The sequence below is a fragment of the Aliiglaciecola aliphaticivorans genome (assembly GCF_054782055.1).
The window spans coordinates 19136-46092 of the sequence record NZ_BAAGTF010000031.1 but is presented as its reverse complement, the minus strand read 5'-3'; the positions used below and the strand labels follow the sequence as shown (position 1 = coordinate 46092).

Below are 26957 nucleotides of genomic sequence, written 5' to 3'. Positions count from 1 at the left end.
GGCCCCATGGCCTGAAGACCCTGCTACCGTCCTGAGAGGTATTTTTATGCTGGTTGCTGGCTAACATCTATGGCTTTGCCCCTATTTTTGCGCTTGTTTTTCTTAAGAGGCGGGCATAAATCATCGTTATTGTAATAAACTATGCACTCTAAACACTGCACACATTCGTTATAATTAATCTCTCCTTTGGGTGTTATCGCTTTGATATCACACTTGTGATGACACAATGTACAAGGAGAGCCACAATCTTTCCGGCGGGTTAACCATTCCCCCATATGGAAATAACCTAGAATCGCTAATCCCGCCCCTAAAGGACAAACATAACGACAATAAAACTTGTTAATAAATAATCCAGCTGCAAGTAACACAACCGAATAAACAACAAAGGGCCAATAACGATAAAATTGTAACGTAATCGCGGTTTTAAAAGGCTCTACTTCAGATAAAACTTCAGCAGTACGGATAGAATAAATAGAAGTAAATACTAGGCCAATTAGTATTCCATACTTAACCCACCACAATTTACTGTGTAACCAATAGGGCACTTTCTTTTGGCGAATACGCAATTTTTTAGCCACCCAACCGAGCATTTCTTGTAAGGCACCAAAAGGACACAACCACCCACAAAAGATACCTCGTCCAACAATAAATAAACTAATGAATACGTAAATCCAAAGAATAAACAAAACCGGATCCATTAAGTACATTTGAATTTCAAAGCCATTCATCAGGCTTTGAATGATAGGAAATATGTTCACTACAGATAACTGTCCTTGGGCATACCAACCAATAAAGAACAACGTAAAAAACATGAAGCTCCAACGAACATATCGGAATAGCTTCTGGTTGGCTGACAACTTATGCTGATAGATAAAAATCACCGTCACTAAAATCAAACTCGCGATTAAGACACTAATCACACCGATTCTCGATTCCCATATGCGCACCCAAGGGGGGGTTGGCGCTTCAACTTCCACCGCCTCTGCAATATCAAAAAGAGAGCTAGGCAATGCATAGTCATCTTGAAAACGGGCTTGCTGCTGAACGAGATGGTTTTTCGCCACGGTTAAATTAAGGGATAACTGCATATCTAAACTAGGGTTGAACCCCGATTGCGTATTCACAACAAATAATTGCAGGTCATCAGTAATGGGCGCTCCAGAAGCGAGACTTGGCTCAGTAAAACTGTAAAAATTCAAATCACGCATGGCTAAGGGTAAATTGCCCTGCTCTAAATTAATTTGATCGGCCACGGTACCTGGCTTGAAATCATCCTCAAGGTAATGAAAAAAGCCCTCAGACATCACAGCGAAGGCTTGCTCATTGGGCTTTAGTCCGGTCATTAAGCGTTGGTACTCCGCCTCGCCTAATAAGTTAATGCCAATACTAGGAGCATTTAAGTAAGCATAGTAAATAGTAAACTCATCGCCCTCTTCCACGGCAAAGGTGTCTGCTGGAAAATCCTCTAATTGTGCATTCAATTCTTGCTCAAATTGTTGCCGCGTTAGCGTCCACTTTCGTACGTAACCTCTATCTAGAAGTTGTTGCCAACTCAAGGATTGGAAATCATCTTTTGGGGTTGCCAAAGGGGCGACAGTAAAGCCCTCCAGCATATTTCTAGCGACTTGCAATGATGACAGTAATATTGTGTCGTTCACCACAATCACCGAAACCGTGGCTTTAGTAACACCGTCTACATGCACGGTTTTATCATCAAGGTTGGTATCGTTTGCTGCCTTGTCGACGATGATCCTATTGGAGACGTTCTTGCCTATATACTGCTCAATAAACCTATCTAATGGCTCAGGCCCTAAGCCATGAAGAAATATAGGTTCATGATGGGATAATATTTGGATACCTTTGATGTTTCCCCCAGTATCGATGCCAATTAAAAGATTAATTTTATCTCCAGAAAAACCGGGGAAATCGACTAAGTCATTGGTTTGGAAGACATAACCTAATAATTCTTGAAGTTGATATATGGGTTGAACTGGATACTCAGCCAGGGTGTCGCCAATAGATGTTGCTTTAGGGAATATGTGTTTTATTTGTTGTTCGGAAATAGCAGAGCCTAATGTGGAACCACTGAATACAATCAATGGGAATAAGAATAACCAGTTGCGAAAAATCTTCATGGCTATTAGTGTCCTAACTTGATCCAGTTCTAAATCGAACTGACGAAATACCACAAAAACAGTCTGAAAATGAGTCCTACAGACCACTAAGGCCAATCCAAACTGAAAGCTAGCGTCCAGAATGGATTGGTATTTCTATAAAAAGCGCGACAAGATGGTGGGACCCCCCCTTGCCGCGGTGCCACCTCTAGCTACGTGGCAACTTAAACGTCCAAACGGTGCCGCCTTGGTTAATGTCTTTGATGGTCTTGGCAACTTCACCGCCCCATAAAGGAACCGCGCCACCCCAACCAGACAGAACACTTAGGTATTGTTCGCCGTCTTTTTCCCAAGTCACTGGCGAGCCAACGATGCCAGAGCCGGTGTTAAACTTGTAAACGATTTCGCCTGTTTTAGCATTAAAGCCATACAAATAGCCTTCAGGGGTTCCAGTAAAGACTAAATTACCTGCGGTGGCTAATACTCCACCCCATAACGGTGCGGTATTTTTGAATTCCCAAACCAATTCACCGGTTTTAGGGTCAACTGCTTTTAATGAGCCAATATGGTCATAAATAGGTTTTATGGTAAAACCAGAACCTAGGTAAGCCGCGCCTTTTTTATAGCTGACTGGCTCATTCCAGATATCCATACCCCATTCGTTAGAAGGAACGTAGAATAATCCTGTGTCTTGGCTATACGCCATTGGCATCCAGTTTTTTCCGCCTAAGAAAGAAGGAACAGACCAAATAGTTTCACCCTTTTCACCTGATTCTGAATCAGCGGGGTTTCCAGGGCGACCACCTTCTTTATAGATAGGGCGACCATTTTCATCTAGACCTTCTGCCCATGTAATACCACTAACAAATGGGAAACCACGGATAAACTTACCATCTTCACGATTAAGCACATAAAAATAGCCGTTTCTATCTGCTGTTGCAGCCGCTTTTACGGTTTTGCGACCGTCTTTATAATCGAACGCTATGAGTTCGTTTACACCATCGAAGTCCCAACCATCATGAGGAGTTGTTTGAAAATGCCAAACGATCTTGCCAGTATCAGGGTCAATGGCTAAACGAGAAGAACTATACAAATTATCACCAGGACGTAAGTGAGAATTCCAAGGAGAAGGGTTACCTGTACCCATAAAGATTAAATCAGTATCTGGATCATAGGTTCCGCCTAACCAAGTAGCTGCACCGCCGGTTTTCCACAAATCACCAGTCCAGGTTTTATTGGCCTCACCACCGGTAATGCCATTCTCCTTGCCATTAAGGTATCCCATGTGGCCTTCAACTGTAGGGCGTATCCAGATTAGCTCACCGGTTTTAGCATCGCGGGCTTCTACCTTACCCACAATCCCAAATTCACCACCAGATACACCGGTGATCACCATACCTTTAACAATCATAGGTGCTGCAGTTGAAGAATACCCTGCTTTGTAGTCACCCATTTTTTTACGCCAGCGAACCTTACCGGTTTTTTGGTCTAGAGCGACTAAAATCGCATCTAGGGTACCGAAAATAACCACATCATCATAAATTGCGACACCACGGTTAATTACGTCACAGCAAGGCATAATACCATCGGGTAAACGCGCTTCGTATTGCCAAAGCTCATCACCAGTATTCACGTCTATAGCATAGACTCGAGAATAAGAACCGGTAACGAACATCACGCCATCTTTGACAATTGGCTGGGATTCCTGCCCACGCTGCTTTTCTCCACCTAAGGAAAAAGCCCACACCGGGTGCATCTTTTTAACGTTGTCAGTATTGAGTGTGTCAAGGGGGCTATATCGTTGGCCGCGGGGACCAAGACCATAACTCACTACATCATCAGTGGTTTTTTGATCATTTAATATATCTTTATCAGTGACTGCCGCATGGGTATTTGTACTTAGCATTCCCAGCGCCAGAGTGAGGCCAAGTGCCGTACTAAGCAATTGACCAGAAATTTTTCGGCTTTTCATTAGAATTCTCCAGTAGTTCAACAGGTACTTAAGGCGTTACATCACCTTTATTGTTTTTCCGAGGCTGTCTCAAGTACTGACCTTTATCCCCGGCACATAACTTTATTGTCCGTCTATAGCGGTGTTGAGCAGTGTTCTGCTTTCACCACCTTCGCCGTCATAAATAGTATTGAACAACAAGTTGTTAACAACCATTGAACCTTGGATTATCATTCTTAGTCCGTTGGTAGTAGTACTTTGTTAAATCCTTCCACTAATTGGAAATTAATTACCCGGTTTTTTTAAATGGTTTTTCGCACCTTCTCATACAGCAACAATGATTAAGTCCATAGGACGATGATGAAAACAGGGATAAATAGAAGCTCTGGGATAAGGAAATAAATAAGGCTAACGCAAAACTAGCGTTAGCCTTGGATGGCGTTTAACGGCAGCAATTAATGGCTTTCTTGGTACAAACTCGATGGTTCAAATGTAACCTTATAGTTGTCGAAAATCTTCTGCATTTGGCCGTTATCGACCATTAGCGTAATTTGATCTTCTACAGCATAAGCAAGTTGACGGAAGTCTTGCTGTACCGCCATGCCGATATCCCAAGACTTAATACTAATTGCTGCTAAGCCAGTAGCATTAATGGTATAGCGTGACCCAACATCTGGCATACCCCACTCTAACTGAGAACGCATACCAGATACTGCGGCAACACTTTCATCTTTAAGCAAATCGATGGCTTTGTATATGCTTTCACTGTGCACAATATTATCTCGCAAACGACCACCGATGGTCGCGCCGAGAAAAAAGCTTGGTAGTGAATCAATTTCAACTGCTATTTTTTCGTACTGAAATATAGCTAAGGTGTCGATGTTATTGGTTTTCTGAGTGTCTTTTAGTATCGCCCAACTTTCCCTGTGGTAGGGTCCAAACATCACCACCATTTCATTTTTAGGTAATCCATATCCATCAATGGCATAACTAAACTTGTGATCGTATGGAACGCGCATCATCAAGTCAGCTTTCTTACGAGTAATAATGTGGCCTTTCCAGATTGCATTACGCATATCATCTTCTAGATTTTCATCTGCAGTAATCCACATCCAACGAACGTCAAGATTGAGATTTTTGGCAATTTGAGCAGCAACATCCACATCAATTCCCCGCGGGACCTTATTGTCTTTAAAGGAATAAGGAGGAAAGTCGTTATACACTGCCACAGTGATATAACCAGACTCCATAATGTCATCAAAACTTCGGGCAATTGACGTCGCGGGCAAGCTAGCTAACAAGCACAAGAAACCCGCAAGACAGTAGCGCCAAAACAGCCGTCTAATCATGATTTACTCTGGAACGTCACGGGTTTCAATGTAGGCTTTGATTGCCCACATAGCTTCTTGACTCAATATTCCCTCAAAAGGAGGCATATATACTCGGCCATCAACAACGGCACCATGACGAATACGACTCATAAACCACTCATCGGCTTCTTCAGGGCTAAAAAACTCATTTGGATCATTTAGTTTACGCAAATCTGGCGTAATTCCGCCCGAGATAACTTCTAAACCATGACAACGAGCACAGTTTTGATTGTAAGCTGAATCCCCGACTTTAATAGCTTCTTCATTTCCAGTAAACGGGTTGCTTTCTAACCACTCTTCACCTAATTGGGGTAATGAACTTACATCAACCGCTTGAGGCGTAACGTTGCCATGTGCATAAACTTGATAGGTAAATATAGACATTGCCGCTAGCGTAGTGGCACATACTGCCGTTTTTAATTTTTTCATTACGTTCTCCAAAAGTTGTCTCAAAAGGTAACGGCTGACTTCTTGAAGCAGACAACTTTAGTTATCTTATTTGTCGAATGAGCATCACGATCCAGCCTGTGAGATAACGGTATGCGATTCGAAAAACGCTTCCAATTGTACTTAGGTAGTAAACCTTTCATCCTTTTTGCTCATACATAAAGCCTAAATCTTCCATTAGTATGAGTCAGACTTAGTGATAAATAAGGAATGTGCTCATGTTTATACTGAACAGTAAGAACAATGATGCCAAACACGCCAAAACAATAAGCGTAATGACTTTTGCAGATATTCTAAAAAGGTCAGGAATAAGCAAGCGCCTAATTGGTTTTAGCCTACTTACTCTACTGTGTTTAGGCACAACGAATGAGGTATTAGCTCAGCAAAGTACTCCAAGTCTAACCGTCCCCATCGCCATAGTGATAGAACAGGCCACTCAGCCCAACAGTGTATTGACCAGTAAATTACACGCACAAGATTTAGCCGCGTCAGGGGCGCAACTAGGAGTGAGTGATAGCAATACTACCGGGCGTTTTTTGAACCAGCATTTTACCCTCACCATTATTCAGGATAATAATATAAAGGGATTGACTCAGCAGGTCGCAGATTGGGAACAGCAACACCAAGGCCCAATAATAGCCGTTGGTAGCGATGCACTTCTTAGCACCTTGCTAAAGCACAATTCAGCTCAGAGGCTGATTATAAATGCTGGCAATCAAAGTGACACCTGGCGCACTAATCAATGTCAAAGTGGGCTACTTCATACCATTCCAAGTCAGGCAATGCTAAGTGACGCCCTAGCCCAGTTTATGGTGTTAAAACGCTGGCAGAAGTGGTTACTGGTAAGTTCAAATGACCCGCAAGATCAGACTATCGCAGCCTCATATAAGCGTTCAGCTATGCGATTTGGGAATAAAATTGTCGGGCAGCGTCAGTGGAGTTTCACCACAGATTTGCGGCGTATGGCACAACAAGAAGTCCCGGCACTGACGCAAAGCAAAGATTACGATGTGGTTATCGTCACCGATGCCCATAACCAGTACGGATTCTATTTGCCTTATAATACCTGGCTGCCTCGTCCAGTGGCAGGCACCCATGGGCTCACCCCGGTGGCTTGGCACCACAGTATTGAACAATGGGGTGCCGTACAGTTACAAAATCGATTTAATGAATTTGCCGGAAGAGAAATGCAAAACCAAGACTATGCCGCTTGGTTAGCCGTTAGAGCAATTGCAGAGGCGGTGACGAGAACCACATCAAACAAACCTGAAGAACTCTATCAATACATGATGAGTGATAAATTTGAATTAGCCGCCTTTAAAGGCCGCAAATTAACCTTTCGAAACTTTAACGGCCAGTTAAGACAACCTATTCCATTGGCGCAGCCCAATGCACTGGTTAGCCAATCTCCACAACAAGGGTTCCTGCATCCGTTAACGGATCTGGACACACTTGGCTACGACAAACCTGAAGTTAAATGCAAAATGGACGAGGTGTAAAAATGAAAAATTTTCTGTTGTTGTCACTCCTGCTCATCAATGTCGCTCCAACCTTTGCTGAGACAGCTTATGTTTCAAATGAAAAGGACGACACTATATCCATTATTGACTTAGATAAATTAGAAGTTGTGGAGACCATTGAGGTTGGCATGCGTCCTCGGGGTATTATCTTCAATAAAGACTATTCACACTTGTATATCTGCGCCAGTGAATCAGATGCAGTACAAGTACTGGAAGTGGCAAGCAACCGTATTATCCACAACCTTCCTTCTGGCGAAGACCCTGAACAATTTGCGCTACATAAAAATGACCGGCATCTATATATCGCCAATGAAGACGACGCCATTGTTACCGTAGTCGACACAAAACTTCGTACCGTTTTGGCTCAAATTGATGTGGGAGTTGAACCTGAAGGAATGGCCATCAGTCCAGATGGAAAATGGGCAATAAATACCACTGAAACCACTAATATGTTGCATTGGATAGATACCAGCAGCTTTCAATTAGTAGACAACACATTAGTAGACCAAAGGCCTCGCCACGTAGAATTTACCCGGGACGGAAAACAGTTATGGGCCTCATCTGAAATTGGTGGCACTGTCACTGTAGTTGATGTAGAGAGCAGAAATATACTGAATACCATTCGCTTCCAAGTCAAAGGTGTGCATAAAGACCGTGTCCAGCCAGTTGGTATAAAACTCACCGACGACGGTAAATATGCCTTCGTTGCCTTAGGCCCATCAAACCACGTAGCTGTTGTGGATGCACAGAGTTTTGAGGTATTGGACTACCTTTTGGTTGGCAGACGGGTGTGGCAGCTTGCCTTCGCTAAAGACCAGTCACTGCTATTAACCACTAATGGTGTCAGTGGTGATGTTTCCGTCATAGATGTCAACAAGTTGGACGTCATCAAAACAATTCGCGTAGGCCGTTATCCCTGGGGTATCGCGGTGAAGCCGTGAGTTGCTATCCAATGAAAAATGACTCAAACAGCCCAGTGTTACAGGTAACCGATTTACACTATCGCTATCAACAAAAGAATGTACTTGAAGCGGTTAACTTAACCCTCACACCAGGTAACTTCTACGCCCTTTTAGGTCCAAATGGGGCAGGCAAAAGTACCTTATTTTCGCTTATTTGCCGGTTATTGAGTACCGAAAACGGTGAAATTACCCTACAAGGTAAATCCCTCAATAAATCCCCCAGTAATGTAATGCAATCATTGGGCATCGTATTTCAACAGAGTACCCTGGATCTTGATTTAAGCGTTGCCCAGAACCTGTTGTATCATGCCAGTCTTCATGGCATAAAACGGCGTATTGCCTTACAACGTATTCAGGTTGAATTGAGCCGGTTCGAGCTGCAAGACAGGCAACACGAAAAAGTCAGAACCCTAAATGGTGGTCATCGTCGCAGAGTAGAAATTGCCCGTGCGTTGCTGCACCAACCTGCACTATTGTTACTTGATGAAGCCAGTGTTGGTTTAGATATCGCGACACGACAAAGCATCAATGAGTACATTCGACAACTCTGTGTAGATGAAAAAATCACGGTGTTGTCCTCCACCCATCAAATTGATGAAATTAACCTGAAGGATAATTTAATTATTTTGCATCAAGGAAAAGTACGCCTAGATGCTCCCTGTCAACAAGCGCTCAGCGAACACGGGTGTAAAGATGTGGCGACTTTGTACCAAAGAATGACAGAAGGGCGAATATCATGATCAAATACTGGTACTGCTTTAACGGAATAATTAAGCGAGAAATGTTGCGCTTTTTACAACAAAAAGCCAGGTTGGTAAGCGCTATTGTAAGGCCATTGTTGTGGTTAGTGGTATTTGCAGCTGGTTTCCGCGCAGCACTTGGCATCGCAATTATTCCGCCTTATCAAACTTATATTACTTATGATGTGTATATAGTGCCTGGATTAGCCGGCATCATTTTACTTTTTAACGGTTTGCAAAGTTCGTTGTCTATGGTGTATGACCGCGAAATGGGCAGCATGAAAGTGTTACTGACCAGTCCAATGCCAAGGCCATTCTTGCTCATTTGCAAACTTCTTGCTGGAGCCTGTATTTCAATTATCCAAGTCTATGTGTTTTTTGCCATCGCCTGGTTGCTGGGCATTAAAATGACATTAATGGGCTACTTGCTGGCCTTTCCTGCATTATTGTTAACCGCGTTAATGTTGGGCGCTCTGGGATTATTTTTATCCTCACGAATTAAACAGCTTGAAAACTTCGCAGGAGTCATGAATTTCGTGGTATTTCCCATGTTTTTCTTATCTTCCGCTCTTTACCCACTTTGGAAAATGCGTGAATCAAATGAAGTATTATATTGGATTTCCCAATATAATCCCTTTACCCACGGCGTAGAGTTAATACGATTCGCCTTGTATGAAACCGCTAACGTCAATGCGATGACAATAACCTTAGTAACAGCAATTGTACTGAGCTCCCTTGCCATATGGGGCTACGATCCTAAACGAAGTATGCAAAAAGGGAGAACTAAGATATGACTCGACAGTGCACGCCAAAATATTGTAAAGTAAGTGTTAAACTTAAACTAGGGTGTTTGTTATGGTAGAAATATTAGTAGCTGATGATCATCCATTGTTTCGCTATGCAATAACCGATTTTGTAGAGCGCAATATTGCTGATACCACAACCATCACTTGTACTGATTTGGAAGAGGCTCTTGTTCAAGCCGAAGAAAATCCAAATATTGACCTGGTTCTGCTTGATCTTAATATGCCTGGCATGGATGGATTAAATGGAATAGTAAGATTCCGCAATTTATACCCCGAAATTCCAATTGTCATCGTTTCAGCAGAAGAAGATAAAAGTATCGTTTTGCAATCTTTTACCTATGGTGCTGTGGGCTTTATAACCAAATCCTCAAGCTGTGAGCAAATTGTAGCAGCCATTGAGCAAGTACTATCGGGTCAGGTCTATTTACCGCCAGATATTATTCGCAATGGCTCGGTGAGTTCACCGAAAAAAGACATCGCGACACAACAAATCGATCCCAAATTAATTGGCGCGCTGACAAGACGACAATTATTGGTATTTGAATGCATTACTAAGGGCAAATCCAATAAGCAAATTGCTTACGAACTAAATATTGCCGAAACCACAGTAAAAGCCCATGTGTCGGCAATATTAAATAAACTCAATGTGCATAACCGAATTCAAGCCGCATTGTGTGCCGCAAACATTGATTTCAACCAATATCTAATTCGCTAACACTAGATTATGACATCCAACCTAGCTCACCTAAGACTCCCATTGTAACAATGGACTGCTCAGGCTAGCTGGACTGTTTGTTAGATAACAAATTAGAAATTGCCAACTTCATTTTGTGAGGTTTTACGGGCTTATTCAGTAGCGAGTAACCTTTTTCCCTAACTTGTTGACGCAGCTCATTAGTATAGTTGGCAGTGATCATAATGACCGGAACTGATTTACCCAATACGTGTTCGGTGATCTTTAACGCGTCAAAACCGGTTTCACCATTATCAAGATGGAAGTCAGCAATAATTAATTCTGGCGCCAATGCGCTCAACCAATTGTGATCCTGCAATTGTGCTAATGTTTGAACGCTGGTTACTTCACACCCCCAGCCTTGTAACAGGGTCTCCATACCAGAACAAATTTCCATATCGTTATCAATAATCAAAATATTGGCTGCGTCTAAATGGCTATTAAACCTGTCTCGAGCCGTAACTTGATTGACGGATAAATCTTGAGCAGTTTTGCTGCCATAGGGAATGAAAATACTAAATTTGGACCCTTGCCCTTCAGTAGAAGTTACAGAAATACGATGATTCATAACACCGGCCAACTTTTCCACAATGGCAAGCCCTAATCCCAACCCCTGATCATGTCGGCGCTTTTTACCATCAATACGATTAAACTCATGGAATATTTCCACTAACTTATCATCTGGAATACCAATACCAGTATCACACACCTGTATTTCCAGAGCGGATTTGCGTCTGCGCACTCCTAGCAGTATTGAACCTTCATTGGTATAACGTACTGCGTTACTTAATAAATTACGTAAAATCCGAGCTAACAAATAGGGATCTGAGCGAACCACACTGGTTGAGCCACTAAATCTAAAACGCAAATTCTTTGATTCTGTTTGCTTAGTAAATTCACTGGCCAAATTATTCAGTAAATCATTTACCGAAAAATCTTCCAATACCGGCTCAATAAGACCGGCTTCAAGTTTTGAAATATCCACTAAGGCACTGATTAATGACTCAAGGTTTTCCAAAGAATAACTTAATGAACTAAGTAGTTTTTGGGCATCATCACTTAAGCTAAGTTCATTCAGAGCGGCCACAAACAAGCGCGAAGAATTCATCGGCTGCAATAAATCATGGCTAGTGGCTGCAAGGAATTTACTTTTAGACTCATTGGCGCGGTCTGCTTCGCTTTTTGCGGCAATTAAACTTTTTTCAGCTAGCTGCCGATCTTCTATTTCTTGACGTAATTGCAGATTAATTTCTGATATTTTTTGAGTACGTTGATTAACTCGCTGTTCCATGTAGTCGTAAGCATGACGCAGTGCTTTAGCCGTTCTGCGCTGTTCAGTCACATCTTGTTCTAAGGTGAAAAAACCAATGACGTTACGATCTTGATCAAAATGGGGAATGAATGTCTTGTTTGAAATACGTGGATTTCCACCATCATGCCGGTGCTCAAGTTCAAAATTCACTGATTGCCCTTGCATGGCTCTCTCAATATAAATATAGAGTTTGTTGAACTCTTCTTCGCCTAACACCTCATTAAGGTGGTGGCTAATAATTTCTGAGCGAGAACGATGGAACCACTTTTCAAATTCACGATTCACGAACTCGTAACACATGTCTTTATTTACATAAGATATTAGTGCTGGCATAGCATCAGTGATTAACCGAATACGCTGTTCACTTTCTTGCAGCGCCTGTTGATTGAGGCTGCGCTCTGTTATATCGGTATAACTGTTAAGGTACCCACCACTCGTAATTAAGTGACGTTTGATTAAAATAACTTTACCGCTTTGTAAGGTTTTTTCAGCCTCAAAATCGCCTTGCGATAATAACATACTAGGCAATTCACTTTCGGAGAGTGACTCATCCAACTCACTGCCTTGAAGTAGTTCAAGATAATTATCACCGCGAGTTATTTTACTTTTTTGTATCCCTGCTAATTGTAGAAAACGTTTATTCCAAGTCTCGATATTGCCCTTTGCATTCACCAAAGCGATGCCTTGAGACATGTTTTCTAGGGTAGATTTAAGTACCTGGGCTTGCTCCGCCATGGCTTTTTCATAGCGTAATTCTTCGCTTTGCTTAATGTTGGTGATGTCGGTATAAATCACCACCAAATCACCTTCGGAGGTTTTGCGCTCGGACATTTGTATCCAAGTACCATCCTTTAGTTTAAAAATGGTATGAGTAATAGGGTCAGGGTACATTCCCACGGTTTTTTGTGCTTTAGCTTGCATGTCTACATAGGGTAAAGATGCGGCAGTGATTTCCTGAAAGGTCGTTTTACCAATTTCAAAATTAATATTGTGTTTACGCCAGAATTGACCACAACGACTATTTACCATCACCATTTTTCGATCTGCATCAAATAGAGCAAAGGAATCAGAAATACTTTCGATAGCATCATTCAGCCGCTGCCGAGCTTGATCTGACGCTTGTCTATTTCGTTCAGCATCTAAGCGTGCTTGCTCTAATTTTTGATTTGATTCTTCTAGACGGTGAAGTGTTTGTTGAAGTTTTTGGGTTCGTTCTTTTACTTTATCTGCCAGAAGTGCGGCATCTTCAAAGGATTGATATGCGTCACTGTGGTTACCCCATCCCATCTCTACTCGGCGCATCAAAACATTGTTTATTTTGCTAAGTTTTTGGTTCTCATAACGCAGTTGTTCTAACTCATTTCTGTGATGATCAACTTTGCCAGTTAGATCACTGTTTTTTGATGAGGCTAGGTTGGTTCGGGTCATAGGGATATCCAATAGCAACACCCGTAAAAGTATGATTCAGGTGCAATCCGTTAATTTGTTCGCCATAGGTACTAAAGCCGATTACATTGTTCTTTCGATACATAACAGACATTTGTTCGGCAATATCATGGTGTTCTATTTCTATACGTCGGTGAATACAATCAAATCCAATAACCAGTTGCATTTCACCTACTGATTCTTTTAGTAAATTAAATATAAGCGATGTATGGGGTAACAACCCAGGCGACATCATTTTGGTTAATACAACACCTGAATCTATGGCACAGAAAAACGTTAAGCTCAGATCATCATTCACTTTTTGAATACTGCGAATGTAAAGTTGTTCACCAAATTGCACCGCCAAAGGATACATAGCAAAGGTTTTAGAATTTAAATCTTCGAGCTTTAAACCATTGATCCTACAATATTCTAATGCTGCTGGTTCGGCATTGAACTCATGAACCACCCGGGAGTTAGGCGCAACCTGAGTAACCACTAACTTCTCGTTTTCCGGCGCTAAATGGTGCTGACTAAACACTTCAAACTCACAAATTGTATTCACTAGCATGATTACCGCAGCATTGCTGTAAAATTGACCATTGTAATAAACTTGAGTATTCAGAAAGTTCTGATCATCGCCTGCTGAACCACCCACAATGGGGATATCTTGCAAACTTAAACTTAATGCATTTATCACTAACTCTTCACGAACCGACAAACCATCTAGTAGCGATAAAGCAAAACACTGCTTTTCAATAGGATGGGGAGACACGGCTTTTTTCCGCAAGTTATCCATCATATTGCCAACTAAAACGTCCGATTCAGATACATTAAAGGTGGCCAAATCTTCAATTAATATGGACTCAACAGCAAATTCACTACTACTCAATGCAAACGCGCTAATACTGTGTTTACGATAGCCCAACGGGGTAATTTCACCTGCCGAGGTACAGCCTATTACGACAGTATCTGAAAAGTACCTAGTTAACTCTTTAGAGAGTTCAGCTTGTGAATAATTAACCCCACAATAAAACACCACGCACGTAGGTTTGCATGACGCAATCGCAGTATAAATTTCCTGGGCAGCAAGCACAGGATCGGTATGTTCCGAACCGGCTTTTACTACGCCTGGGATAGATTTTTCCACCACATTTAAATGTAGGTTTTGAGTGCCCATGTTTCCTCCTGAGGTATGGAGGAATATTATCTCTTTCACAATTGCTTAACAACAATAGCCATCATGTTTCACATGCATTTAGCACTATTTTCATGTGAGCATAGTAAATCTGGAAATTGTCGGTAAAAAAATTGACAAATTTCGCTTACCTCAGGATCGTGTAAATACCGTGGTCGAGGAAGAGATACCTCTCTTTGCTCGATAACGGTCATCGGTTTTTCAGTTAAAAATATGATCCTATCGGCTATGGCCACGGCCTCTGTTAAATCATGGGTCACATATAAAATACTAGAGCTCATTTGTTGTTGAAGAATGAGTAACTTCTGTCTTAATTGTTCTGCAGAAGGCGCGTCTAAGGAAGCAAAAGGTTCATCCATAAGTAACACTTCAGGGTTAAACATAAATGCCCTAGCTAGAGCAACACGTTTAGTCATACCGCCTGATAATTGTTTCGGATAAGCATGCTCGTGACTTTCCATTCCAACCAACTTGAGAATGTCTAAGGCATCTTGCTTTGCCTTCTGTTTATCTTTTCGACCTTCTGCTACCAATAGCACATTTTCCAATACCGTTAACCAGGGCATTAGCCGTGCTTCTTGAAACATCAAACCAATATTATGGGTTGCACAACTTGCACTTGTAATCGTGCCTTCAAATTCTTCATCAAGACCAGCAATGAGGTTAAGCAATGTACTTTTACCTGCCCCCGATGGTCCAATTAGAGCTACAATTTCGTTTTTATCTACCGAAAAATGAAGGTTTTTAATAATACTGACGTCAGAATCAAAGCTTTTGTTTTGGATATCAATAGTTAGCATTTTCGCCACCTTGTTACTTTGCGTTCCCAAGGCCTTAAAACGAGGCCTTCAATGGTGTAAATAATTGCAGCAAAGGCAAAGGTATATGCCAAGATACTAGTAATATCGAAAAACTGAAAAAAGTTACCCAGTTGAAAACCAACACCGTCGCTACACCCCACTAATTCGACGACTAAGACAATTTTCCAAACTAGCGCTAACCCCGTTCTCGCTGCGGCTAAAAAATACGGATAAAGTTGTGGTAGATAAACTTTTGTTAAAGTTCGCTGCCAGGGTAATTGATAGACTTTCGCTACCTCCATCAGACTTTTATCGATGGCTTTTGCTCCCTCACGTAAAGTGACAGCAACATTAGGCGCTTTGTTCAAAATAACTGCTAACACTGCAGAAAATTCATTTAACCCGAACCACATAAAACACAAAATGATCGTCACTAATGCTGGGATATTTAACCCTAAAGTAAGTAAGCTATCGAACCAAATATCAACCTTTTTGAAATAGCCCATTAGCAAGCCGATTGCCGAGCCAAGTAGCATTGCTATAGTAAAGCTAAACGCCACCCGTTGCAGAGTTACGCCCAAATGATAGGGCAATTCATTTGACGCAATGTGGTCAATAAGGGCGTTAAAAACCGCCGTTGGCGACGGCAGCATTTGCACTGCAAAAAGCCATACACTTAATTGCCAGATAGCCAATAACAGCAACAAAGATGCAATACGAATAAGTGTACTTGTGTTGCTACCACGACTTTTTGTTTGCTTTGGCTGAATGTTTTTATCTAACATCGCTGTGACGCCAGAAGATATCATCTGGTAAGCCTCCCAAATTGCCCGTCAATGCTTGTTGACTGTCATTGGCCTTAATCAGTTGAAAGAGTGAATCTATTTGTATTTTCTGGGCTTCAGCAAGGGCATCAGGAATGCCTTGTCGATAACCGTCAATTAGAAAAGGCTGCACATGGGCGGGATATTTTTGGGTTAAGGTTGGGATCTGTGACCAGATATCGTCGTCCAGCTTCATACGTTGACGTGCTTGGGCTGACATACTCAAGAAACGATTAATAGCCCCCTTATTATCATCGGCCCATTGTTGTTTAAATACCCATCCCAAAACCGGAACCTGGCCCTCTACTTTCAGCGCCTCTAATACCTCGGGCATAGTGACTAAAGACGTCATACCCTGCGCGTTTAATTGGGCGGCATAGTGCCAAAAGTTAACCACTGCATCTAAATCACCTTTGCTCAGCAACGCGTTAAGCATTGGCGGGGCAGCAAATTTTACCTTTAGATCTTGAGCCAGATCTAAATTAGCTTGTTGTTTTAAAAAAGCACGATACAAAACCCAGTTTTTATTAGTATTGCCCCCCGCAATACCGATGGTTTTGCCGCGTAAATCAGCCAGAGTTTTAATCTTTGCCTGAGGATGGGTTACCAGGGCTCCAGCCGCTGTGGAATAAGGGTAAAAATAGAAATCCCGAGCAGCTTCTTTTTGGCGTGCTACCCATAACCAATCATTAAGAATCACATCCACCGACCCACCCTGTAAGGCAACTAATAATGCCTGTGGAGAACCCAAGGGGATGCGTTCAATCTTAAGGTTGTAGTGTTTTGCTAATTGTAATTTTTCTAAAACATCCATCTCCCAATTAAGGGTGCCATATTTCAAAACCCCAACACGAATGGTGTCATTAGCCTGAGCGACTGCGCCAAATAATAACCACAAAAACACGACTAAAAAGGTTGAAATTCGCATACACACTCCGTTTTTATGAATGGCAAGATGGTTCTTCTTCATGCTATCCAATGGCAAAAGCGAAAAAGGTTTCCACACAATGTGTGGAAACCAGACTTACGCCTTTTACAAGGCAACGCTTTTAGAAAAAGCCCAATGGGTTGGTGTCGTAGCTCACCAATAAATTCTTGGTTTGCTGATAATGACCTAACGCCATTTTATGGTTTTCACGACCTACACCTGATTTTTTATAACCACCAAAAGCAGCGTGAGCAGGATAAGCATGATAACAGTTCGTCCATACACGACCGGCTTGTATCGCACGTCCCATACGGTATGAACGGTTCATGTCACGAGTCCACAAACCTGCGCCTAAACCAAATTCAGAGTTGTTGGCAATGGCCAGTGCTTCTGCTTCATCTTTAAAAGTAGTCACACCTACAACTGGTCCAAAAATTTCTTCTTGGAACACACGCATATCATTGCGACCTTTGAGTAGAGTAGGTTCAACATAAAAACCTTTGCTGAAGCCTTCCACCATCGCCGGTCCGCCACCAATAAGCACTTCGGCACCTTCTTTTTTACCAATATCGAGGTAGCTTAGAATTTTGTCATATTGCTGTTCTGAAGCTTGAGCCCCGACTTGGGTGTCGGTATCTAATGGGTTACCGCGTTTGATTTGTTGTGTACGGGCAACGACAAGCGAAATGAAATCATCATAGATAGATTCTTGGATCAGTGCGCGAGAAGGACAGGTACACACTTCACCTTGGTTGAAGAACGCTAAAACCGTTCCTTCAACACACTTGCTCAGATATTCATCTTCATGACTCATAACATCTTCAAAATAGATATTAGGAGACTTACCGCCTAACTCAACGGTAGAAGGAATAATGTTTTCCGCTGCACATTTTAGAATATGTGAACCAACGGGTGTTGAACCGGTAAAGGCAATTTTAGCAATACGTTTACTTGTGGCTAAAGCTTCACCCGCTTCTTTACCAAAACCGTTTACAATGTTAAGCACGCCTGGCGGTAGTAAGTCGCCTATTAACTCCATTAACACTAATATTGAAGCGGGAGTTTGCTCAGCGGGTTTCATTACCACACAGTTACCTGCAGCCAAGGCTGGGCTCAACTTCCAAGCGGCCATGAGTATCGGGAAGTTCCATGGGATGATTTGGCCAACCACACCTAAAGGCTCATGGAAATGATAAGCAATGGTTTTCTCATCAATTTCACTCATGTTGCCTTCTTGCGCGCGCAAGCAGCCAGCAAAATAGCGGAAGTGGTCAACACACAATGGAATATCTGCATTTAAGGTTTCTCGAACGGCTTTACCGTTATCCCATGTTTCTGCCACGGCGAGCATTTCGAGATTTTGCTCAATGCGATCTGCAATTTTTAATAGTATATTTGAACGGTCTGTTGCAGAGGTTTTACCCCATGCATCTTTTGCTTTGTGGGCTGCATCTAATGCTAAGTCAATATCTTCCACGCTTGAACGCGGAACCGAACAAAACACTTCGTTGTTAACGGGAGACACATTATCAAAATATTGCCCCTTCACCGGTGCGACCCATTCGCCACCAATGTAATTACCATACTGTTGTTTAAAGGTTACCAGTGAATTTTCACTTCCAGGATTTGCATATATCATTTTATTTACTCCGGTGTTCATATTTGTAAAAGCGTTACCAGTTTGCCGGACTTTGTATCTCCCTCCCCAAAATGAGGTTGGAAGTCACACCGGCACCGGCTGCCGGAAAATAATTTTTGCCCTAAAATTCAGGGCAAAAATTGAAAGTTAAAAACTTAAAAGTTCACAATGGCACCCAAGGCAATAGATTTAACTTCTTCGCTGGCGTCACCAATTGAAATTTCGTTTAAGTCATACTCCACCACAAAGGTCACTGCGCTGTTATAGCTATAGAACCAAGCAGCTTGGGCACCATCCATTTCCCACGGCACTTCGGTCTCAACTTCAGTATTGCCATAGGACAAGACAAATCGGTTTGCACCGGTTTTATAGGAGCCTTGTACCAGATAACCACTGCTATCCACCTCGTCGCCATTTTCATAAAGTAGATTTTGTAAACCCAAAGCATTATCTGTAGGACCCAACAAAAGCCCAATGGCCTCGCCTGTGAATCCAGAAGCATTTAGGGCGAAGCCGCCAACGTTAACCTTTGCACCATAGGAATACCCTGTGGAGTCCACGTCACCTTGAATGTCGCTTTCAGTGGTTTGCGAAAGGAAACCAACAAACGCATTAAACATTCCGTCATCAAACTTACTGGTGTAGGTTAATTCGCCTTCAATTCGAGGAGTGCTTTCTTCACTAGAGCGACCAGCTCCGGTATCGGTTGAGGTGTTTGCCGGATCGATTAAGCCAATGGCTAATTTAAAACCGCCAGCAAATTCCGGTGAACGATAGGTGATTTGTGCCGTAGGCATCGGGTAGGTATAACCTGTACCAATATTGCCAAATGAAACCCCTTGACCATCGATAAGGCCTAGGGTGTCATTAACGTTGCCATACCCCTGCAGGATTTCATCTAGAAAGATATTAGAACGATTAAATAGTGTGAAATCTTTCCCTATTAGCACTTGCCCCCAGTCAAAATCCAAGGTGGCATAAAATTGACGAACATCGATGCCCGTTGACGTTACGCCGGTATTACTATCATTTATGGTGACCCAAAAAGAAGAGCGGCCACCGATCTTCACACCATCTATTTCTTTACTAAAATTCATCCCAACATAGTTAGGAAGAAAACCCATTTTGACTCGAGATTGATCACGATCTATTCCCGTAATGTCGTTATCCGTGCTACTAGACACATAAAAAGTATTGAATGATGCATCCACCGAGACACTCGCCACCTCGGGGTCATCGTAAATGGTGACAGCTGCTGAAGCACAGCCGCTAACTAAGCCTAAAACGGCCAAACTCACTTTTGTTAATGTAAATTTATTCATGCTCATGTGTACCCTGTTTGATTGTTAGTATTATTGGGAGAGCAACATGAACTATCTATCCCGGGTCACTCCAGCCCTATGCATCGATACGTTGCCGATGCACTTTTTTTGTTGATTTAGTATTGTTTGCTAAAGACAATTTAGAAACTCGTCGATTGGTCTCTTTGTGTTGCACTTTAGTCTTCAAAAATAAAGGCACTAAAGATCTAGTTCCAAAGTAGTAGCCGATGGAAGTAGTTCTCTTAGGACTGTAAAGTCGTATAAAAACAGTGCGTAAAGTGCAGCTAACCGAACTACTAATTAACATAAAAGCAACATACTATTTAGATACTAAAATGAACCTAGATTTGTAACTCTGTAAGTGTCAAACTGCGTTCCCAAATTATGACTAAGAAGGCTGTATTCATATGATTTCTCTAACTAAAACCCTTCAGCAAGTATCGTCACTTACTCCCTTAAGTAAATCTGTTCGACTTGCTCACATAGGTGTATTCACCTGCCTATTGCCGTTATCAGTTATCGCCCAAGAATCACCCGATGGGATCGAACGAATCACCACCACAGCCACTCGTGTCGCAACTAACACTGCCAACTTACCTTATGTAGTGAGTACCATTGACGAACAAACCCTTGGATTATTAGCATCTACCCATATCGAAGAAGCTCTTAGCTTTATTGCAGGTGCCGGGGTGCAGCGAGGAAATGGACAAGAATACCTACCCGCTTTGCGCTCTCAAGTAATGTCAGGTTCAGGCGCTTGCGGAGGCATTCTTACCGCTGAAGATGGCATCCCCTTACGAGCAGCAGGCTTCTGTAATATTAACGAACTATTTGAAGCCCACAGCGAAATGGCGCAAAGCATAGATGTGATAAAAGGGCCTGGCTCAGCATTTTATGGCTCTAATGCAGTACACGGTGTAATTAATGTTATTACCCCTGATACCACTGTGGACGCGGGACTAATTGGCATCGATTACGGCTCCTTTGGCTATAACCGATACAAATTTCGTCAGGGGGCTGACTTTGGCAATTCGGGCATTGGTATCAATGCTAGTATCACCCGAGATTCCGGGTATCGAGATGAAGAAAGTGTTGATCAGGAAAAGGTTAACCTTCGCCACCGCTATGAAGCTGATAACGTTACCTTTACCACCGGACTGACCTACACCAATTTAGATCAGGAAACGGCAGGCTATATAACTGGTTTTGAAAGTTACAAAGATGAAGACTTAGCTCAGGCGAATGAAAATCCTGAAGCCTTTAGAAAGGCCAAATCTTTGAGATTATGGTCAAATGCCCTATGGAATTTAACCGACCAAGATGTGCTCTCAATAACCCCTTATATACGTAATCAAAATATGTCGTTTTTAATGCATTTTTTACCTGGCACACCGATGGAAGAAAATGATCAAGATGGTTTTGGTGTGCAATCTATGTGGAAACACACTGCAACGGAAAACCTCACCGTCAGCATAGGCTTAGATGCAGAGCAATCGGAAGGCAGTATGCGCCAATATCAAGACGCTGAGACGGAAGGATCTGCGTTTTTAACAGAGACGGTACCCATTGGAATGCACTACGACTACGATGTCGATGCGACCTTGTACGCGCCTTTTGTTTCATTGGACTGGCAAAAAGACAAATGGTTAGTGTCTTTTGGTCTGCGCTACGAACATATGAATTATGATTACACCAACAATATGCTAAGCGGTCGCACACGGGATGATGGTACTGAATGTGGTTTTGGCGGTTGCCGTTACAGTCGTCCTCCGTCGTCTGAAAACAGCTATAGTAATACTTCCCCGAAACTGGGTATTGGTTATCAGTTTTCTGAAAACACGCAATTTTATGCAAATCTATCCAAAGGCTATCGCGCTCCCCAAGCAACTGAATTATACCGCCTGCAACGAGAACAAGAAGTCGCAGATTTGGACTCTGAAACGGTCACTAATGCTGAGGTTGGCGTAAAAGGTCAATTTGAAGGCCTGAGTTACGTGGTATCCATTTACAACATGGATAAAGACAACTTCATCTTTCGGGATAGCGACTATTACAATGTCAACGATGGCGAATCAAGACATCGTGGTGTTGAGCTAGAATTACAGTATCAGATCGCTGAAAATTGGGATTTAAAGATGGCGGCAAGTTATGCCAAACATACTTATTCCTACAGTCAAATTCTTAGCGATATTGATATCAACGGTAACTATATTGATACCGCGCCAAAAACCATCGCCAATACTCGTCTTGGTTGGAATATTAATAGTTCAACCAGAACTGAGTTAGAATGGGAGCATATGGGCAGTTACTACACGAATCCAGAAAATTTACACCGCTATGATGGGCACGATGTATTGAACCTCAGAGCGTCGATGCAAGTCACTGAGGCGTTAACTGTATTTGCTAGAATCAACAATCTTACGGATAGCAACTACGCAGAAAGAGCCGACTACACCAGCTTTGGTGGAGATCGCTATTTTCCAGGTAGACCGAGAAATATGATGGTGTCAGTGGATTACACCTGGTAGTCAACAATGGAAGCGAGTATTTATAACAATTCACGCTGACGACATTCACTTTAGGGCAGTATAACTGCCCTAAAGTTTTAAATTACACTAGTCTTTCAAGATAAGCCTTTTACAACCTAAATGTCCTATCTGGAATGATTGGAGAACCTAAATGAAAAAAATAATTGTTGTAGGAGGAGGCGCTGGCGGCCTAGAAATAGTCAAACGCCTTAGTCAGAAACTAGGACGAAAAAACAAAGCAGAAATAATTCTGGTTGATAAAAGCCAGAATCATGTATGGAAACCACTGTTACACGAAGTCGCAGCTGGCGTCATTGATAAGAACTCAGATGGGATTAACTATCGCATTCACGCGGTTGCCAATAAATACCAGTTTCAACTGGGCAATATGTGCCACATCGATAACCAAAACAAGCAAATTGAACTTGCTCCTTTGTTCGACGAAAATGACCAACTTATCTTGCCTAAACGCACCTTAAAGTACGACACTTTAGTGCTTGCCATTGGCAGTGTATGCAATGATTTTGGCACACCAGGGGTAGCCGACCACTGTTACTTCCTTGATTCACTGGCTCAAGCTGAAAGTTTTCATAAAGCATTGCTTAATCAACTTTTGCGGATCAATCAAAAAGGGGTCGACAGTAAACCCTTGCATGTAGCTATTGTGGGAGGAGGAGCAACCGGGACTGAATTAGCAGCACAATTGCATCATGTGGCCAACCTTGCCAGAGCTTATGGCATGCCGGAAATGTCTGCCGACAAATTAACCGTGACCATTATTGAAGCTGGGGAACGTATCCTTCCCGCGTTACCGGAAAAAATCACCAACTCAGCTCGTCAGGCTTTAACCAAGCTAGGCATAAAAGTGTTGGAAGGCACCAAGGTAACTGCGGCGAAAAAAGAGGGATTTGTTACCAGCGATGATGAGCTAATTGAGGCAGATTTAATGGTCTGGTCTGCGGGGGTAAAAGCTCCAGATTTTATTACTCAACTGGGCATTTTTGAAACCAACCGTGCTAATCAAATTTTGGTCACGCCGTATCTAAAAAGTACCATAGATGAAAACGTGTATGCCATTGGTGATTGTTGCGGATTTCAACAAGAAGATGGGCGTTGGGTGCCGCCGCGGGCTCAATCTGCCCACCAAATGGCTAGCACAGCGGCAACTAACATTATTAATGAGTTTAACCATAAACCAGGCCAGAAGTATGTATACAAGGACTATGGTTCTTTGGTGCATTTGAGTAAATATAGCACTGTGGGTAATTTGATGGGGGCACTGTCTAACAGCAGTATGTTTATTGAAGGGCGATTAGCCAAATTGGTTTACATTTCTTTATATAACATGCATTTATTTGCCATACATGGCTGGTTTAAAGGGATATTTATCTTATTTTTCCGCAAAGTCAGAAACATTGTTGGCCCTAAGTTAAAACTGCACTAACTCTACTTAGCAGCGGTAAATTGACAGACACAAAAAAGCCCGAACATTTCGGGCTTTTTGGTGTTACCTAATTCGCAACCCACTAATGAATATAGTTGCTCTAGCAACCTGTGGTTGTTTGGGTAAACGTCGGCTCTCTATTTTCTCTAGCAGATACGTAGCGAATTTTGCAGTTGCTAGGATCAGGTGCAGAACTGAACTGCACATCAATATTACCTAACTGTCCGCTGCAGTTTCCCCCAACCCAGGTAAAGTCATCATCAACTTCGAGTGCATTGGCAATACCACTTGGATGCGGGCAAGCATATCCGCATCGCAGCGTGATAGAATCACTACCTAAATCAATGGTCGGGTCTGTGTCACAATCGGTTTTTTGTTCAATGGTCGCTTTATAATGGACTAATTCTGATGCTGAGCGCATCGCGCCTTCTAATCCGTCCAAAGCAGCTAAACGAGCATCTGTACCTAAATTAATAAACCTTGGAGCTGCAACTGCAGCAAGAATTCCTAGGATCACTATAACAATGACCAATTCTATTAATGTAAATCCTGTACTTTTTCCGTTCAATGTTAAGCTCCTTTTCGATAATCTATCAATTTACCAGTATCATAGCGCTATGTTCACAAGTTGCTATTTTAAGTAATTACTAGCAAAAGAAAACGATTTTATTGGCGTTTAATCAATAACATAGCATACATAAGTATGATTCTTCATGCCCAATAAACGGTTTGCTCGAAGTTGAATAACGAAAAATTAAAAGCGCATTCTGATACCGGCATTTACGGTAAAACCATCATTGCGAGACCAAATATCCGTGGTCCATTGACCATCCGGAGCGCGCATTGGTAGCACTAACGGGTCTTCTTTTGTTTGACGAACATCAAGTAAATTCTCTGCATTAATAAACCAACTGTACTGACCTAGGGTGATTTCACCCAATAAACCAAGGTGCCAGTAAGGTTTACTAGCAGAACGGTAAGGATTGCCACTCAATCGTTGAGTTCCAGTATAGTAGGCTTCAAAACCCACTCGCCCTTTGCCGTGCTGCTCCCACATGGCAACAAGTCCAGCCGAATGTTTAGGGGTCAACTTAATATCTTGACGACTGTCGCTGGTTGCATTGTATTCGGTTGCATCTAAGAACAAATAACTGGCGGTCACCTTAAAGTCTTCCCACTTATAGCGCAGCATTAATTCTGAACCGTAAATACGCGACTCCCCTTCAGTATTTACCAAGCGGACACGATCAAGGGGGCCATCCATTTCTGACGCATAAGCTTCTAATTCGGTAACATGCTCAACATTTGAGGCGAAAAACGTCACATTAGCTTCAATGTATTCAAATTGACGTCCAATATCCAGAGACGAAGTGACCGCCGTTTCTTCTTGGATATTTTCCAACGGTGCTAAGTGGGACAGACCCGCTGCTTCTATTTCTTCTACAAAGGGGGTAGGTGCGAAATAGCCACGACCATAAGAAGCTCTAACAGTCCAGTCTTGTGGGCGATATAATAAGGAGACACGAGGGCTTAATTGGCTGCCATACTCACTGTGATCATCTAAACGCATACTTAACGAAGTCGATAAATGCTCGTTTAATTCATAATCCGCTTGTGCAAATATACCTGGTACATCAAAGGTATAATCAAACTCAGGATAATACTCTGAAGCAAAACTATCTGACTGCATAGCGACACCGACGACCCATTGAGATTTGTCCGTATAACCAGACAGGGTGCTTTCTACTAAATAACTTTCGTGGCGATCTTCATCTATATCTTCGGCAAACTGTTTATCATGGTTTTGCACCATGGCTGAGCCGCGTACATTCCAAGTCAAAACATCTCCCAAGGGGCCAGTGGCAATAATGCCACTATCAATGCGCTCACTGTCTTGGGTCTGCTGAAAAAAACCACCATCGGGTAAGGTATAGCCTTCAAGGGTGCCACCTTGACGATTTTCCGTCATATAACCCACAGTGGCATACAAGGTTGCGCCACTTTCCCCCTCCCAAAATAGACGAGGTCGAGCGGTATAACGTTCATAACCAGCCATATCAATCCATCCATCCCCATCAAAATCTTGGGTACTTTGGTGATGACCCCCAGCGGTCAAAGATACCCCCAGCGAATCATTTAACGGAGCAGCTAAATAAGTGGTTAAGTCTTGTCCGTCTCTGGAGGTAACATTAACCAGTACTTCTCCTTGAGCTTCATCAGAAGGTTTACGAGAAACAAGGTTAATGACTCCCCCCATGGCTGAGCCCCCATATAGAGACGATGCCGAACCTTTGATAATTTCTACTCGCGCCAAATCAGTGGGCGGAATTTGCAGCAAACCAATGGACGCAGCTTGGCCTCCATACAGGGCTAAGCCATCATTTAGCAACTGAGTATAGCGACCAAACAAACCTTGTAGTCGAATATTCGCACTGCCCAATGCAGGAGAAGTGGTTTGTACACGAACCCCACCGGTTTCCGCCACCAGCATGGATATGTTACCAGGTCGCATCATGGCTTTTTCTTGTAACTCTTCTTGGTTTATCACTTCAATTCGAACAGGTTCATCGGTCACGTTGCGGCCAACCCGTGTAGAGGAAACCGTGATGGTTTCTACTTCATCTTCGTGTCCATGTTGATGTTCATCTTCGTGTTCGTCACCTTCATGATCTGCCTGCATAGTTTCGTTCTGAGTTTGTTGCACAGCTGCTGGTGTTAAATTACCGGTCCTTTGCTTTGTGGAATCGGCAATGGCATGAAATGTACTTAACGAAAACAACGTAGGAATGAAGAGCAATGAATATTTATAAGAATAGAAAAATCGCACTGTGATGAATGACCTTTGTATCAGAATATGTGACCCCAGATTACAGGGGAAAGAAGGCAATATGTTA

The 26957-nt window shown here is 42.5% G+C and carries 20 protein-coding genes; 7 read left to right on the top strand and 13 right to left on the bottom strand.

Annotated features, from left to right (window positions below; all coding sequences use genetic code 11):
- Positions 1-44: 44 nt before the first annotated feature.
- The 4 genes from ACYVIL_RS15905 to pedF form a co-directional block, all read right to left on the bottom strand.
- Positions 45-2135, bottom strand: a complete 2091-nt coding sequence (locus ACYVIL_RS15905) for a 4Fe-4S binding protein (protein ID WP_460313399.1) — start codon at positions 2133-2135, stop codon at positions 45-47.
- Positions 2136-2322: 187 nt separating this feature from the next.
- Complete coding sequence (locus ACYVIL_RS15900) at positions 2323-4020, bottom strand: PQQ-dependent methanol/ethanol family dehydrogenase (RefSeq protein WP_460313429.1); 1698 nt, start codon at positions 4018-4020, stop codon at positions 2323-2325.
- Between the two features lie 500 nt (positions 4021-4520).
- Positions 4521-5414: a substrate-binding periplasmic protein gene (locus tag ACYVIL_RS15895; RefSeq protein ID WP_303474947.1), complete on the bottom strand. Its 894-nt coding sequence runs from the start codon at positions 5412-5414 to the stop codon at positions 4521-4523.
- Between the two features lie 3 nt (positions 5415-5417).
- Entirely contained in the window at positions 5418-5864 is a 447-nt protein-coding gene (pedF, locus tag ACYVIL_RS15890; protein WP_303474948.1) for a cytochrome c-550 PedF, read from the bottom strand.
- Positions 5865-6100: 236 nt separating this feature from the next.
- Here pedF and ACYVIL_RS15885 point away from each other — a divergent pair, with 236 nt between their 5' ends.
- The 5 genes from ACYVIL_RS15885 (at position 6101) to ACYVIL_RS15865 (ending at position 10625) form a co-directional block, all read left to right on the top strand.
- Positions 6101-7381 carry an ABC transporter substrate-binding protein gene (locus tag ACYVIL_RS15885; protein ID WP_460313396.1) on the top strand — a complete coding sequence of 427 codons (1281 nt, stop codon included), beginning with the start codon at positions 6101-6103 and terminating at the stop codon, positions 7379-7381.
- 2 nt (positions 7382-7383) lie between these two features.
- The gene (locus tag ACYVIL_RS15880) at positions 7384-8343 is read left to right on the top strand and encodes a YVTN family beta-propeller repeat protein (RefSeq protein WP_303474950.1); all 960 of its coding nucleotides are present in this window, start codon (positions 7384-7386) and stop codon (positions 8341-8343) included.
- 11 nt (positions 8344-8354) lie between these two features.
- Positions 8355-9104, top strand: a complete 750-nt coding sequence (locus ACYVIL_RS15875) for an ATP-binding cassette domain-containing protein (protein ID WP_460313394.1) — start codon at positions 8355-8357, stop codon at positions 9102-9104.
- Positions 9101-9898, top strand: coding sequence for an ABC transporter permease (locus ACYVIL_RS15870; RefSeq protein ID WP_303474952.1), 798 nt, complete (start codon positions 9101-9103; stop codon positions 9896-9898). The genes ACYVIL_RS15875 and ACYVIL_RS15870 overlap by 4 nt, the downstream gene beginning before the upstream one ends.
- 61 nt (positions 9899-9959) lie before the next feature.
- Positions 9960-10625: a response regulator gene (locus tag ACYVIL_RS15865; RefSeq protein ID WP_303474953.1), complete on the top strand. Its 666-nt coding sequence runs from the start codon at positions 9960-9962 to the stop codon at positions 10623-10625.
- A 64-nt stretch (positions 10626-10689) separates the two neighbouring features.
- Here ACYVIL_RS15865 and ACYVIL_RS15860 read toward each other — a convergent pair whose 3' ends face one another.
- The 7 genes from ACYVIL_RS15860 to ACYVIL_RS15830 all read right to left on the bottom strand — a co-directional run bounded on the left by ACYVIL_RS15860 (position 10690) and on the right by ACYVIL_RS15830 (position 20091).
- A complete protein-coding gene (locus ACYVIL_RS15860) occupies positions 10690-13383 on the bottom strand; it encodes a NahK/ErcS family hybrid sensor histidine kinase/response regulator (RefSeq protein ID WP_460313391.1) in 2694 nt (897 codons plus the stop codon).
- Positions 13346-14560, bottom strand: coding sequence for a nitric oxide-sensing protein NosP (gene nosP / locus ACYVIL_RS15855; RefSeq protein WP_303474955.1), 1215 nt, complete (start codon positions 14558-14560; stop codon positions 13346-13348). The genes ACYVIL_RS15860 and nosP overlap by 38 nt, the downstream gene beginning before the upstream one ends.
- Before the next feature lie 68 nt (positions 14561-14628).
- Positions 14629-15378, bottom strand: a complete 750-nt coding sequence (locus ACYVIL_RS15850) for an ABC transporter ATP-binding protein (RefSeq protein WP_303474956.1) — start codon at positions 15376-15378, stop codon at positions 14629-14631.
- A complete protein-coding gene (locus ACYVIL_RS15845; RefSeq protein WP_460313388.1) occupies positions 15372-16187 on the bottom strand; it encodes an ABC transporter permease in 816 nt (271 codons plus the stop codon). The genes ACYVIL_RS15850 and ACYVIL_RS15845 overlap by 7 nt, the downstream gene beginning before the upstream one ends.
- Complete coding sequence (locus ACYVIL_RS15840) at positions 16153-17130, bottom strand: ABC transporter substrate-binding protein (protein ID WP_460313386.1); 978 nt, start codon at positions 17128-17130, stop codon at positions 16153-16155. The genes ACYVIL_RS15845 and ACYVIL_RS15840 overlap by 35 nt, the downstream gene beginning before the upstream one ends.
- Positions 17131-17251: 121 nt before the next feature.
- On the bottom strand, positions 17252-18769 hold the full coding sequence (gene exaC / locus ACYVIL_RS15835; RefSeq protein WP_303474959.1) for an acetaldehyde dehydrogenase ExaC: 1518 nt from the start codon (positions 18767-18769) through the stop codon (positions 17252-17254).
- Between the two features lie 155 nt (positions 18770-18924).
- The gene (locus tag ACYVIL_RS15830; RefSeq protein WP_303474960.1) at positions 18925-20091 is read right to left on the bottom strand and encodes a porin; all 1167 of its coding nucleotides are present in this window, start codon (positions 20089-20091) and stop codon (positions 18925-18927) included.
- Positions 20092-20498: 407 nt separating this feature from the next.
- On the opposite strand from ACYVIL_RS15830, the gene ACYVIL_RS15825 reads away from it, so the two are divergent.
- Both ACYVIL_RS15825 and ACYVIL_RS15820 read left to right on the top strand, forming a co-directional pair.
- Entirely contained in the window at positions 20499-22619 is a 2121-nt protein-coding gene (locus ACYVIL_RS15825; RefSeq protein ID WP_460313384.1) for a TonB-dependent receptor family protein, read from the top strand.
- A gap of 151 nt (positions 22620-22770) precedes the next feature.
- Entirely contained in the window at positions 22771-24063 is a 1293-nt protein-coding gene (locus ACYVIL_RS15820) for an NAD(P)/FAD-dependent oxidoreductase (RefSeq protein WP_303474962.1), read from the top strand.
- A 100-nt stretch (positions 24064-24163) separates the two neighbouring features.
- On the opposite strand, the gene ACYVIL_RS15815 is transcribed toward ACYVIL_RS15820, so the two are convergent.
- Together ACYVIL_RS15815 and ACYVIL_RS15810 are read right to left on the bottom strand one after the other, a co-directional pair.
- On the bottom strand, positions 24164-24631 hold the full coding sequence (locus ACYVIL_RS15815) for a pilus assembly FimT family protein (RefSeq protein WP_303474963.1): 468 nt from the start codon (positions 24629-24631) through the stop codon (positions 24164-24166).
- A 186-nt stretch (positions 24632-24817) separates the two neighbouring features.
- Positions 24818-26890 carry a TonB-dependent receptor plug domain-containing protein gene (locus tag ACYVIL_RS15810; protein WP_460313381.1) on the bottom strand — a complete coding sequence of 691 codons (2073 nt, stop codon included), beginning with the start codon at positions 26888-26890 and terminating at the stop codon, positions 24818-24820.
- Positions 26891-26957 lie beyond the last annotated feature (67 nt).